The 11,788-nt window shown below is 72.6% G+C and carries 14 protein-coding genes and 1 pseudogene; 10 read left to right on the forward strand and 5 right to left on the reverse strand.

The window, feature by feature from the left end:
• Window positions 1-13: 13 nt before the first annotated feature.
• Complete coding sequence (locus tag MUY14_RS17435) at window positions 14-1,222, forward strand: glycosyltransferase family 1 protein (RefSeq protein ID WP_247024054.1); 1,209 nt, start codon at window positions 14-16, stop codon at window positions 1,220-1,222.
• Between the two features lie 44 nt (window positions 1,223-1,266).
• Window positions 1,267-1,683, forward strand: coding sequence for a glycosyltransferase family 9 protein (locus MUY14_RS17440; protein WP_396126815.1), 417 nt, complete (start codon window positions 1,267-1,269; stop codon window positions 1,681-1,683).
• A gap of 54 nt (window positions 1,684-1,737) precedes the next feature.
• Here the strand turns inward: MUY14_RS17440 and MUY14_RS17445 are convergent, their stop codons facing one another.
• Complete coding sequence (locus MUY14_RS17445; protein ID WP_247024055.1) at window positions 1,738-1,926, reverse strand: DUF2795 domain-containing protein; 189 nt, start codon at window positions 1,924-1,926, stop codon at window positions 1,738-1,740.
• Window positions 1,927-2,099: 173 nt separating this feature from the next.
• Between MUY14_RS17445 and MUY14_RS17450 the strand changes: the two genes are divergently transcribed.
• The 4 genes from MUY14_RS17450 (at window position 2,100) to MUY14_RS17465 (ending at window position 4,261) form a co-directional block, all read left to right on the forward strand.
• The gene (locus MUY14_RS17450; protein ID WP_247024056.1) at window positions 2,100-2,804 is read left to right on the forward strand and encodes an SDR family oxidoreductase; all 705 of its coding nucleotides are present in this window, start codon (window positions 2,100-2,102) and stop codon (window positions 2,802-2,804) included.
• Window positions 2,805-2,953: 149 nt separating this feature from the next.
• On the forward strand, window positions 2,954-3,391 hold the full coding sequence (locus tag MUY14_RS17455) for a DUF4383 domain-containing protein (RefSeq protein ID WP_247024057.1): 438 nt from the start codon (window positions 2,954-2,956) through the stop codon (window positions 3,389-3,391).
• A 79-nt stretch (window positions 3,392-3,470) separates the two neighbouring features.
• On the forward strand, window positions 3,471-3,902 hold the full coding sequence (locus MUY14_RS17460; protein ID WP_247024058.1) for a hypothetical protein: 432 nt from the start codon (window positions 3,471-3,473) through the stop codon (window positions 3,900-3,902).
• Window positions 3,899-4,261 carry a VOC family protein gene (locus MUY14_RS17465; RefSeq protein WP_247024059.1) on the forward strand — a complete coding sequence of 121 codons (363 nt, stop codon included), beginning with the start codon at window positions 3,899-3,901 and terminating at the stop codon, window positions 4,259-4,261. Before MUY14_RS17460 ends, MUY14_RS17465 begins: the two co-directional genes overlap by 4 nt.
• A gap of 141 nt (window positions 4,262-4,402) precedes the next feature.
• Here MUY14_RS17465 and MUY14_RS17470 read toward each other — a convergent pair whose 3' ends face one another.
• The 3 genes and pseudogenes from MUY14_RS17470 to MUY14_RS17480 all read right to left on the reverse strand — a co-directional run bounded on the left by MUY14_RS17470 (window position 4,403) and on the right by MUY14_RS17480 (window position 6,334).
• On the reverse strand, window positions 4,403-4,825 hold the full coding sequence (locus tag MUY14_RS17470; RefSeq protein WP_247024060.1) for a DUF6292 family protein: 423 nt from the start codon (window positions 4,823-4,825) through the stop codon (window positions 4,403-4,405).
• Window positions 4,826-4,914: 89 nt separating this feature from the next.
• Entirely contained in the window at window positions 4,915-5,547 is a 633-nt protein-coding gene (locus tag MUY14_RS17475; protein WP_247024061.1) for a phosphoribosyltransferase, read from the reverse strand.
• A gap of 16 nt (window positions 5,548-5,563) precedes the next feature.
• Window positions 5,564-6,334, reverse strand: a pseudogene (locus MUY14_RS17480) (erythromycin esterase family protein).
• Between MUY14_RS17480 and MUY14_RS17485 the strand changes: the two are divergent.
• The gene (locus MUY14_RS17485; RefSeq protein ID WP_247024062.1) at window positions 6,302-6,457 is read left to right on the forward strand and encodes a hypothetical protein; all 156 of its coding nucleotides are present in this window, start codon (window positions 6,302-6,304) and stop codon (window positions 6,455-6,457) included. The pseudogene MUY14_RS17480 and the gene MUY14_RS17485 overlap by 33 nt on opposite strands.
• 97 nt (window positions 6,458-6,554) lie before the next feature.
• Window positions 6,555-7,994: a glycoside hydrolase family 76 protein gene (locus tag MUY14_RS17490; RefSeq protein WP_247024063.1), complete on the forward strand. Its 1,440-nt coding sequence runs from the start codon at window positions 6,555-6,557 to the stop codon at window positions 7,992-7,994.
• Window positions 7,995-8,061: 67 nt separating this feature from the next.
• Here the strand turns inward: MUY14_RS17490 and htpG are convergent, their stop codons facing one another.
• A complete protein-coding gene (htpG, locus tag MUY14_RS17495; protein WP_247024064.1) occupies window positions 8,062-9,966 on the reverse strand; it encodes a molecular chaperone HtpG in 1,905 nt (634 codons plus the stop codon).
• A gap of 153 nt (window positions 9,967-10,119) precedes the next feature.
• Here htpG and MUY14_RS17500 point away from each other — a divergent pair, with 153 nt between their 5' ends.
• Window positions 10,120-11,058 carry a PHB depolymerase family esterase gene (locus MUY14_RS17500; RefSeq protein ID WP_247024065.1) on the forward strand — a complete coding sequence of 313 codons (939 nt, stop codon included), beginning with the start codon at window positions 10,120-10,122 and terminating at the stop codon, window positions 11,056-11,058.
• 63 nt (window positions 11,059-11,121) lie between these two features.
• Window positions 11,122-11,580, forward strand: a complete 459-nt coding sequence (locus MUY14_RS17505; RefSeq protein ID WP_247024066.1) for an HNH endonuclease — start codon at window positions 11,122-11,124, stop codon at window positions 11,578-11,580.
• Window positions 11,581-11,788 lie beyond the last annotated feature (208 nt).

Here is an 11,788-nt window from a genome sequence, read left to right on the forward strand (position 1 = left end):
GAACGCCGCACCGATGAAGATCGCGATGGTGTCCGAACACGCCAATCCCCTGGCCGCGCTGGGGGAAGCCGACGCCGGTGGCCAGAACGTGCACGTGGCGGAGCTGTCGGCAGCGCTGACCCGCGCTGGCCACGACGTCACCGTCTACACGCGCCGGGAGAGCCTCGACGAGCCGCCCGAAGTCGGGACCGCGCAGGGCTTCCGGGTCGTGCACGTGCCCGCCGGGCCGCCGCGCAAGGAGCCGAAGGACCGGCTGCTGCCCTACATGGGCGAATTCGGCAGTTTCCTGCGTGACCGGTGGTCGGCCGACCGGCCGGACCTGGCGCACGCGCACTTCTGGATGTCGGGCGTCGCCACCGCACTCGCGGCGAGCGCGACCGGCACCCCGGTCGCGCAGACGTTCCACGCGCTGGGCGTGGTCAAGAAGCGCTACCAGGGCGACCGGGACACCAGCCCCGCGGACCGGATCCGGCTGGAGCGGATCATCGGCCGCCAGGCCGGGCGCGTGGTCGCGACCTGCTCGGACGAGGTGTTCGAGCTGTCCCGGATCGGCGTGCCGCGGGCCCGGATCTCGATCGTCCCCTGCGGCGTCGACCTCGACCGGTTCACCGTGGACGGCCCGATCGCGCGCCGCCGCGAGCAGCACCGGCTGGTCACCGTCGGGCGGCTGGTCCCGCGCAAGGGGTTCGACACGGCGATCACCGCGCTCGCGCAGCTGCCGGACACCGAGCTCGTCATCGCCGGCGGCCCCGAGCGCGGCCGGCTGTCCCAGGACCCGGAGGCGCGGCGGCTGCGCGAGCTCGCCGACCGGCTCGGTGTCGGCGAGCGCGTCCGCTGGGCGGGCCAGGTGTCCCGGGAGAACATGCCCGCGCTGCTGCGCTCAGCCGACGCCGTCGTCTGCGCGCCGTGGTACGAGCCGTTCGGGATCGTCCCGCTGGAAGCGATGGCGTGCGGCATCCCGGTGGTGGCGACCGCGGTCGGCGGGCTGACCGACACCGTGGTCGACGGCGTCACGGGGTTGCTGGTCCGCCCGCACTCGCCGAAGGAGCTCGCATCCCGCATCCGCCGGCTGCTCGACGACCCGGCGCTGTGCCACGCGTACGGGACCGCGGGCCACGACCGCGCGGTGGCCCGTTATTCGTGGAACCGCGTCGCCGCCGACACACTGCGGGCCTACCACAAGCTCGTCCCCCGAACCGCTGTCACCGCCGGGGCCCGCTGACCCCGAGCCGTTCAGCCCACGTAGCGGCGGGCCTTCGAGGTGCTTTGGCCGCCGACGGGCACCGCGTACTGGTGACGGGCGCGCCCGCGGAACGCCACCTGACGCGCGCCGTGGCCGGCACGGCGGCGGTCGACCTCGGCGGCCGGACGTCGCTGCCGGAGCTGGCCGCGGTGCTGTCCGGAGCGCGGGCCGTGGTGGCACCCGACACGGGCCCCGCCCACCTCGCCGCCGCGGCGGGCACACCGGTGGTGTCGTTGTTCGCACCGGTGGTGCCGTCGGCCCGCTGGGCCCCCTACGGCGTCCCGGCGGTGGTGCTCGGCGACCAGCACGCGCCGTGCCGCGACAGCCGCGCCCGCGTCTGCCCGGTCCCGGGCCACCCGTGCCTCGAGGAGATCGACCCGGCCGACGTCTGCCGCGCGGTGACCACCCTCATCCAGCCGGCGGCGATTTCTCAGCGGTAGCGGGGAAAGCGGTGACCGCCGGCGGCATCCGGCGGTCACCTGTCCGGGGGTGCGTCAGCCGCCGATCTCCTCGCTGACGCCGCTCGGCCCCTCGTACGTGCGGTCCGGCAGCCCGCGCACGACGCCCAACGTGTCCTCGTCCGCACCGTTCCGCTCGGCCGCACGCACCAGGTCGTCGCGCTGCGCGGGGTAGTCGACGCCGGCCAGGTACTTCTGGAGCTCGATCGGGTTCGGCTTGCCCATGGGTTCTCCTCACGTCCGGGAACCGCGCGATTACCCGGCCCGGCCCCGGACACACGCGCCGGACGGCACGATGATTTTTCGTCTCGGACACCGCGGCCGGTGGTCATGACGACGCGGGTTTAGGGCCCCGGCGACGTGGTAGCCGCCCGGCAACGCGTCGAAAGGAGAAACCCGTGCCCACTCCGGCGCCCTTGCCCGCCGAAGGCGCCGAAAAGACCGCCGCCGAGGTCCGGTCGCACGGCGTCGCCGCCCACGTCCGGCACCTCGACCTCACCCGGCTCCCCGAAGCCGCCGACGTCATCGACGCCATGGCAGCCGACCTCGGCGGGATCGACGTCCTCGTCAACTGCGCCGGCACCGGGAGCAGTCAGCGCGCACTGGAGCTGGACTACCGGAAATGGCGCGAGGTCCTGGACGTCGACCTGGACGGGGTCTTCCTCCTCTCCCAGCGCGCGGCGCGCCACATGGCCGACGCCGGCCGCGGGGGCCGGATCATCACCATCACCAGCGTCCACGAACACGTGCCCCGAGTCGGTGCCGCGCCCTACTGCGCCGCCAAGGCCGGGGCCGGGGCGCTCACCCAGGTGCTCGCGCTGGAGCTGGCCGAGCACGGCATCACCGTCAATTCCGTGGCGCCCGGTGAGATCTCCACGCCGATGACCGGGCAGACCGACGCCGACCCGCGCGAGCAGGAGCGGCCCGGTATCCCGCTCGGTCGCACCGGGCACGCCCGCGAAGTCGCCGCCGCGGTCGCGTTCCTGGCCAGTCCCGCCGCCGGGTACGTCACCGGGACCTCGCTGATCGTCGACGGCGGGCTGCTGCTGATGGGTGCGCAACACGGCACCGCGTACCGCGAGCACGACTGGCGTTCCCCCTAGACCAGGGGCCCGCGTCCGGGCTGCAGGGACCGGCGCGGGTTCCGGCCGCGGGCCGGACGGCGGCTTCCGGGCCTGCCGTCCGGCCCGTTCCGCTGCCCCGTTTCCCGTCCCTTTCGCCGGGTATCCGCCCGCCGAGGGAAGGAGAGCCCATGTCGTCCACCGAAATCCGCTCCCGGACGGGAGCGTCCTGGCTCCGTCCGGTCGTGGCCGTGGTCGGGCTGCTCTACCTGGCACTGGGCGTGGCCGGGTTCCTGACGCCGGAGACGGCGGCCGTCGGGCACGAGACGAGCCGGGCCTTCTGGATCTTCAGCCTGACGCCGCTGCTCAACCTGGTCCACAGCGCGGTCGGCGTGCTCGGCCTGCTCTCCGCCACCCGGCGCACCGGGGCGATCATCTACTGCTGGGTCCTGTTCGTCGGCTTCGCGGGCATCACCGCATACGGCGTCCTGGCGACCTCGTTCAGCACGCCCGAGGACCCGATCAACCTCAACTGGCCGGACAACGGGCTGCACGGCCTGACCGCGCTCGCCGCGCTCGTGCTCGGCATCTTCGCCGCCCGCGCCGCCAACCGGAAGCACCCCGCGTGAAGGAGGGCTCCATGCACCGCGAAAGCGACCGGCACCCGCCGGGCGAGAGCGAGTTCCCGCCGGGCATCGGCGGCGGCGCATGACGTCCGGCAGCGCGGCACCGGGGGATGAGCCCGCCGTCGTCGTGCGGCACCGGCTGCACGCCGACTTCGCCGTCCCGCTCCCCTGGCTGCACCGCCTGCTCGGCCCGCACAGCGGCCTGGACCTGGACACCGGCGGCCTGCGCGTCCGGTTCGGGCCGTGGCTGGTCGAGACACCGCTGGACAACCTCGCCGGCGCCGAAGCGACCGGCCCGTTCAGCCCGCTGCGCGCGCTCGGCGTCCGGCTGTCCCTGGCCGACCGCGGCCTGACGTTCGGCACCACCACCCGCGGCGGCGTGTGCCTCCGCTTCCGGGAACCGGTGCCCGGCATCGAGCCGTGGGGCCTGCTGCGCCACCCGGGCCTGACGGTGACGGTCGCCGAACCGGAGCTGGTCGCCGCGGCCGTCAACCGGATCGTGGGGGCGGCGTGACGACCGCCCGCATCCTCGCCGTCGCGGTCGACTGCCGCCGGCCCGACCTGCTCGCCGCGTTCTGGGCGGAGGCGCTCGGCCACGGCGAGACCCGGACGTGGACCGACTCGCACGGCCTGACCTACCGGCAGCTGGACCTCGGCGACGGTCCCGCGCTGCTCTTCCAGCCGGTTCCGGAAGGCAAGACCGGGAAGAACCGGCTGCACCTCGATCTCGCACCGGAGGGCCGGGACCAGCGGGCGGAGGTGGAACGGCTGGTGCTGCTCGGGGCGAAGGTCCTCGACGACCCGCCCGACGACCCGTGGATCGTGCTCGCCGACCCGGAGGGCAATGAGTTCTGCGTGCTGCCGCCGCGCTGATCCAGGGCGCGAAATCCCCGCTGCTTCCGCCTGCAGCTCCTCCGCCGCCACGGCCCCGGGTGGTCACCCGTCCTCCGGAAAGGTGTCACGCCTCAGCACTTGCGGAGGGCAACGAATTCTGCGTGCTCCCGTCGCGCTGACTCAGGCCTGGCCGACGGGGTCCGCGGCGTAGGCGGCCAGCCGCTCGTCGAAACCGTCCGGGGCGCCCGGGGTCCGGGAGCCCGGTGGGTCGGGGCGGCCGGGGTAGCTCTCGCCGTACAGGTCCCGCACGAACGCCACGACCTCGTCCGGGGCCGGCAGGACGTCCGCGCCCAGGTACGCGAGTGCGATGACTTCGTCGCCCGTCGCGGATTCGACCACCGCCGACCAGCCGTCGCGCTCGTCCCACAGCAGCGCCGTCTCGTGGTCCGGGAAGCGGTCGAGGCGCCGGTCGAGGGCCAGGTACCCGCCGGCGGGCACGGTGACCTCGCAGAACCACGCGGGTACGTCCAGCTTGCCCGCGACGGCCAGCAGGTACTGCCGCAGCCCGCGGGCCGCCGCGCCGAGCGCGTCCCGTTCGATCACCACACGCCTGCCCATCCGGTCGGTGCCCCGCCGGGTGATACCCCGTCACCCACTCGGTCAACCCGGCCTGCCCCGGGTGGAGCAGTGCGTCACCGGTCGAGCAGGTCCAGCACTTCGTCGTCCCCGAGCTGCGGGAAATCCGCGTACCACTGGCCGACCGCGCGGAAGTCCGGCGGTTCGGTGACGCGGACGACGTCGTCGGCTTCGGCCAGCAACCGCGAGGCCGCGCCGGGAGCGGCCACCGGCGTGGCGAACACGACCGTCCGCGGGTGCCCCGCGCGCAGTGCCGCCGTCGCGGTGACACCGGTCGCGAGCCCGTCGTCGACGAGGATGACGTCGCGGCCGGCCACGCGCACCGGGGCCCGGCCGGCGCGGTAACGCTCGAGCCGGCGCCGCGCTTCCCGCCGTTCCCGGTGTTCCACCCGCGCCAGCCGGGCGGGAGTCAGCTCGAGCGAGCGCAAGATCGCGTCGTCGTAGCGCGCGGGACTGTCCGGGGTCACCGCGCCGACACCGTGTTCACGCCGCCCCGGCGCGCCGATCTTGCGCGCCACCGAGACGTCCGGCTCGGCGCCGAGCCGGCGGGCGACCACCGCGGCCACCGGGACCCCGCCGCGGGCGAGGCCCAGCACAAGCGGGTCCAGCCAGCTCCGGCGGCGCAGTTCGACGGCGAGCCACCGCCCGCCGTCGCCGCGGTCGGCGAACACCCGCGCTGCCTCGGCCATCGGCGCTCCCTCCGCGTCACTCCCCGCCGGGATGGGTCCGCACCTCCGGCTCCCACTGGTGCAGCGGCGTGCTCGCGGTCGTCTCGTCGCAGTGCACGAACGCGTCGTACCGGGCCGACGGCACGGTCGGCACGTACCCGCCGCCGTGGTGGACGACGCCGATCGCGCGGTGCTCGCGCAGTTCGTCCGCCCACGCCGTGCCTTCGCCGAAGACGTGCAGGCTGGTCTCCCCCGGCACGGCGTCGTGCAGGAGGCCTTCGAGGCTGTCCGGGCGGGCCGGCTCGACGCGCATCCGGCGGACGGACCCGCCCCAGTGGTCGGCGGCGAGCACGGACCCGTGGAAGGTGCCGAAGCCGACGGCGACCACACCCTCGGCCGCGTGCCGTTCCCGGACCAGCTAGCCGAGGTTGACCATCCCGGCCGCGGCCATGTCGGTGGCGCGCGCGTCGCCGACGTGCGCGTTGTGCGCCCACACCACGGCTTTCGAGCGCGGGCCGTAGGCGTGCAGCAGCCGGTCGAGGGTGTCGCTCAGGTGCGTGTCGCGCGTGTTCCAGGACCGCGAGCCGCCGTGGAGCATTTCCCGGTAGTGGCGTTCCGCGCCGGCTTCGGCGTGCGGGCCGGTCAGCAGCCGCACCACGTCCTCGCGGCACTCCGCCGGCACCAGTCCGGCGGAAACCCCGTCGTCGCCTTGATCTTCACCGTACGGCTCGAAGCAGCCGAAGGCCCGTAGCGCCGTCTCGACGTGGTCGGGCGCGTGCGCGCGGACGTAGTCGAGGACACCGCGCAACGACTCCCCCAGGCGGTAGACGTCGAGGCCCCGCCGACCCTGGACCCGATGCTGCTCGTGGCCGGGCTCGTCACTGGGATCGCCGTGCTGTGCCTGCTCCTGCTGAGCTCCCGGCGGGCGTGAATTCCTGTCCGGAAGCCTGTCCGGCAAAGGACTGGACCACCGATATTTCCCTGGCTACAAAGGAAAGGCATCGCCCCTTCAGCGCGGAAGGTGACCGATGAACTTCCTGGTTCCCCTGCTCTCCCTCGTCATGGCCGCCACCCCGGCACCCACCCCGTCCCCGGCGCCGGCCACCACGCTGGCGGCGATCTGCGACAAGTACTGCGACGCCCGGGATCCCGCCCTCTCCTCCGGTGACCGCGAAGGCGCTTCGGCGAGCATCGCCGGACGCCGGCTCTCGCTGCACCTCGACGACGCCGACGACATGGGCTGGGCGGCGATCACCGGCGGTGCGGCCGGCGACCACGTCTGGCTGGACCGCTCGTTCGACGCCGGGCGCACGTGGGCGGCCGGCAGCAAGCTCGGCGACACCGCGACGCCGTCGGGCTCGACCGGCTGGCGGACCCTGATGTACAACGCCGACGACTGGGCGAACAAGGGCGTCGGCCTGCTGCGTGCCTGCGGGCAGCCCGCCGGTTCGGGCAGCATCGCCTGCACCGGCTGGGCCCGCCCGACCTGGAACGCCTGGGACCGCCGCACCGCGGCCGCCACCGCGTTGATGGAGCGGTACAACCTCGGCACCGGCCTGTTCGACACGACCGGCTGGTGGAACTCGGCCAACGCGTTGACCGCGATCATCGACAACGCCCGGATCAGCGGCATGGGCAGCTACCGGTACGCGATCGACACGACGTACACGAAGAACCTCGCGGCGCAGGGCGGCCAGTTCCGCAACGACTACCTCGACGACACCGGGTGGTGGGGCCTCGCGTGGGTCGACGCCTACGACCTGACCGGCGACAGCAAGTACCTGAACACCGCCCGCGCCGACGCGGACCACATGTACGCCTACTGGGACGGCGTCTGCGGGGGCGGGGTCTGGTGGAGCACGAGCCGCACCTACAAGAACGCGATCCCGAACTCGCTGTACATCCAGCTCAACGCGGCCCTGCACAACCGGATCCCGGGCGACACGGTGTACCTGGCGCGCGCCCGCGCGGGGTGGACATGGTTCTCGGGCAGCGGGATGATCAACGGCTCGAACCTGGTCAACGACGGCCTGACGTCGGCCTGCGCGAACAACGGGCAGGCGGTCTGGTCGTACAACCAGGGCGTGCCGCTGGCGGCGTTGCGGGAGCTGAACCGGGCGACCGGCGACGCGGCACTGCTCACGAAGGCCCGCGCGATGGCGAACGCGTCGACGACGAACGGGTCGCTGAACCCCGGCGGCATCCTCCGCGACCCCGGCGAGAGCGCGGGTGGCGGCGGCGGGGACGGCCCGACGTTCAAGGGCGTCTACGTCCGCGATCTGGCGGTGCTGAACGCGGCCCTGTCCGACCACCCGTACACGGGTTACCTGCAGCGCCAGGCGAACTCGGCGTACGCGAACGACCGGACCAGCGCGGAGGCGTACGGCCTGCTGTGGGCGGGGCCGTTCGACCAGGCCGACGCGGCCCGGCAGCAGAGCGCCCTGGACCTGATGAACGCGGCCCCCTGACGGTCGTGTGTGTTCAGGGCGGTTCCAACCGCCCTGAACACACACGACCCCCGCACGGGCCGGGGTGTCAGAGCGTCTTCTCCAGGCGGCCGGCCAGCAGCTTGATGAACCGCGACGGGTCGGCCAGCTCACCGCCCTCGGCGAGCAGCGCCATCCCGTAGAGCAGCTCCGCCGTCTCGGCCAGCCCCTCGTCCTCCGGGCGCGCCGCGTGCGCCTCCCGCAGGCCGGTGACCAGGCCGTGCTCCGGGTTCAGCTCGAGGATGCGCTTGATCGGCGGCAGCTCCTGGCCCATCGCGCGGTACATCTTCTCCAGCGTCGGCGTCAGGTCGTGGGTGTCCCCGACGATGCACGCCGGCGACGTCGTCAGCCGCGAGGAGAGCCGGACCTCCTTAACGTCCTCGCCCAGCGCCGTGCCCATCCACGACAGCAGGCCCTCGAAGTCTTTGCTCTGCTGCTCGCGGGCGACCTCGGTGGCCTTCTTGTCCTCCTCCGACTCCAGGTCGACCTGGCCCTTGGCGATGGACTGGAACTGCTTGCCGTCGAAGCCCGGCACGGAGTCGACCCACATCTCGTCGATCGGGTCGGTCAGCACCAGCACCTCGAAGCCCTTGGCCCGGAACGCCTCCATGTGCGGGGAGTTCTCGATGGCCGAGCGGGACTCGCCGGTCATGAAGTAGATGTGCTCCTGGCCGTCCTTCATCCGCTCCACGTACTCGCGCAGCGACGTCGGCTTCTCCGCGTCGTGCGTCGAGGCGAACGACGAGATCTCGAGGATGGCTTCGCGGTTCTCGAAGTCGTCGAGCAGGCCTTCCTTGACCGCCCGGCCGAACTCGCGCCAGAACGTCGCGTACTTCTCGGCGTCGGCGGTCATCATCGTCTTGACCGTCGAGAGGACCTTCTTCACCAGCCGGCGGCGGATCAGCTGGATCTGCCGGTCCTGCTGCAGGATCTCCCGCGAGACGTTGAGCGAGAGGTCCTGGGCGTCGACGACGCCCTTGACGAACCGCAGGTACTCGGGGACGAGGGACTCGCAGTCGTCCATGATGAAGACGCGCTTCACGTACAGCTGGACGCCGCGCTTGCGTTCGCGCAGGAACAGGTCCATCGGCGCGTGCGAGGGCAGGAACAGCAGCGCCTGGTACTCGAAGGTGCCCTCGGCCTGCAGCCGGATCGTCTCCAGGGGGTCCTGCCAGTCGTGGCTGACGTGCTTGTAGAACTCGTGGTACTCGTCCTCGGTGACCTCGCTCGAGGAGCGCGCCCACAGCGCCTTCATCGAGTTGACGGTCTCGGCCTTCGGCTCTTCGCCTTCGGCGGCCTCGCCGGTCATCCGGATCGGCCAGGTGATGAAGTCCGAGTACTTCTTCACGATCTCCCGGATCTTCGCCGGGGACGCGTAGTCGTAGAGGTGGTCCTCGGCGTCCTCGGGCTTGAGGTGCAGCGTGACCGCCGTGCCCTGGGGCGCGTCCTCGACCGGGCCGATCGTGTAGGTGCCCTCGCCGGCCGACTCCCAGCGGACGCCCTCGGCCTCGCCGGCCTTGCGCGTCACGAGGGTGACCTTGTCCGCGACCATGAAGCTGGAGTAGAAGCCGACGCCGAACTGGCCGATGAGGTCTTGGGACGCCGCGGCGTCCTTGGCCTCCTTCAGCTTGGTCAGGAAGTCGGCGGTGCCCGACTTGGCGATGGTGCCGATGAGGGCGACCACGTCGTCGCGGCTCATGCCGATGCCGTTGTCGCGCACCGTGAGCGTCCGCGCGGCCGGGTCCGTCTCGAGCGCGATGTGGAGGTCGGTGGTGTCGGCCTCCAGGTCCTTGTCGCGGTAGGACTCCAGCCGCAGCTTGTCGAGCGCGTCGGAGGCGTTGGAGACGAGTTCGCGGAGGAAGGTGTCCTTGTTCGAGTAGATCGAATGGATCATCAGCTGGAGCAGCTGACGCGCTTCCGACTGGAACTCGAGCGTCTCGATCGGGGTGGTCACTTCCGGTCCTTTCCGGTTTCTCGGCCGCAGGGTGGGTCGATCCTACCGAGGGGGTCCGACGATCCCCGCCGCGCACTTTATGAACGCAATGTAGGAGGGCCCGCGACCCGGTGTGATGCTGGCCACGCCCCGCTGCCGATCAAGGAGGATCGAGTGCCCGGACGCCTTCCCCGGTGGGCCGCCGCGTTCGCCGCGGCCTGTGCCCTGACCACCGCCTTCGCCGCCCCCGCCGCCGCGGCGGGCGTCGCCGACCACCCCGTCCGCACCACCGGCTGCGGCCGCGCCCTCGGCATCCCGGCCGGGGTGACGACGACCCGGCACGTCGTCTCGGGCGGCCTGGACCGCGAGTACACCGTCCACCTGCCCGCTCACTACAACCCGCACCGGCCGTACCCGCTCGTGCTGTCGTTCCACGGGCACAAGCGGACGTCGCAGTACCAGGAGGAGCTGTCCGGTTTCTCGGCGCTGGACGCGATCTCGGTCTACCCCCAGGGCCTGATCGGCACGGACGGCGAGTCGGCCTGGACCGGCGCGCCCTACTCGGCCGCCGCCGACGACGTCCTCTTCACCAGCGACCTGCTGAACTCGCTGCAGCGCACGCTGTGCGTCGACCCGGGCCGCATCTACGCGGCGGGCAAGTCCAACGGCGGCGGCTTCGTCGGGGTCCTGGCGTGCCGCCTGGCGGGCCGGATCGCGGCGTTCGCGCCGGTCTCGGGGGCGTTCTACCCGCAGGGCGGTGCCTGCGACCCGAGCCGCCCGGTGCCGGTGCTGGACTTCCACGGCACCGCCGACACGACCATCCCGTACACCGGCAACGCGGCCAAGGGCCTGCCCGCCATCCCGGACTGGCTGACCGCGTGGTCCACAAGGGACGGTTGCCGGCCGGCGCCGGTGTCGTGGACGCCGGTTCCCGGGGTCGTGGCGCAGAAGTGGCTCGGCTGCGACCGCCGCGGCGCGCTCGAGCACTACCGCGTCGAAGGCGCCGGGCACGTCTGGCCGAGCACGCAGCCGAACAACGATTCGGCGACGCCGTCGGTCATCGACGCGACCCCGGTCATCTGGCGCTTCTTCCGCGCGCATCCCCTGTGGTGAAACGCGATTGACGCACCTCTTTCCCCTCGGCGACGATTTCCGCCGAGAGGAAAGAGGTGCGTTGTGAAGGTTCTCGTCCTGAACGCCGGTTACGAGCCGCTGCAGACGGTTTCGGTGCCGCACGCGATCCGCATGCTGGTGCGGCACGTCGCCGAGATCCACGAGGCCGAAGACGGTCTCGCGTACGGGTTGTTCCCGCGCCCGAAGACCGTGCGGTTGCTGAGGTACGTGGTCATGAAGTGGCGATATACGCAGCCACCGAGGTGGTCCCGCCGCGGCGTCCTGACCCGCGACGGCCACCGCTGCGCGTACTGCGGCGCCCGCGCGACGACGATCGACCACGTGCTGCCGCTGAGCCGCGGCGGTGCGCGGACGTCCTGGCTGAACACGGTGGCCGCGTGCGGTGGCTCGGCCCGCAGCTGCAACGCGCGGAAGGCCGACAAGCTGCCGGCGGAGGCGGGGATGAAACTGAGGTTCACGCCGTACGTGCCGGCGTGGGACCAGCTGCACCGGGTCGCCTGACCCCGCGGCCCGCTCACCGCTCCGGTGGTGGGCGGGCCGCGGGGCCGGTTCGACGGGATCGCGGCAGCCAGGTCGCCGCCGGCGCCGGCGGCGGTTCCGAGCGCCCGGTCCCGATCCCGGCGAGCCACCTGCTCATCGGCAGCCCGGCGCACGGATCGTTAAGCTCGAACCGATCGTCCCCCGGATCCGTGTGTTCCGGGGAAGGCCG

Source organism: Amycolatopsis sp. FBCC-B4732, assembly GCF_023008405.1.
Taxonomy (GTDB): Bacteria; Actinomycetota; Actinomycetes; order Mycobacteriales; family Pseudonocardiaceae; genus Amycolatopsis; species Amycolatopsis pretoriensis_A.

Bases quoted from the DNA above. Each gene is read 5' to 3' on its own strand.
- MUY14_RS17435 (WP_247024054.1), top strand. From the start codon at position 14: ATGAAGATCGCGATGGTGTCCGAACACGCCAATCCCCTGGCCGCGCTG.
- MUY14_RS17445 (WP_247024055.1), bottom strand. From the start codon at position 1,926: ATGGGCAAGCCGAACCCGATCGAGCTCCAGAAGTACCTGGCCGGCGTC.
- MUY14_RS17455 (WP_247024057.1), top strand. From the start codon at position 2,954: ATGTCGTCCACCGAAATCCGCTCCCGGACGGGAGCGTCCTGGCTCCGT.
- MUY14_RS17460 (WP_247024058.1), top strand. From the start codon at position 3,471: ATGACGTCCGGCAGCGCGGCACCGGGGGATGAGCCCGCCGTCGTCGTG.
- MUY14_RS17475 (WP_247024061.1), bottom strand. From the start codon at position 5,547: ATGGCCGAGGCAGCGCGGGTGTTCGCCGACCGCGGCGACGGCGGGCGG.
- MUY14_RS17490 (WP_247024063.1), top strand. From the start codon at position 6,555: ATGAACTTCCTGGTTCCCCTGCTCTCCCTCGTCATGGCCGCCACCCCG.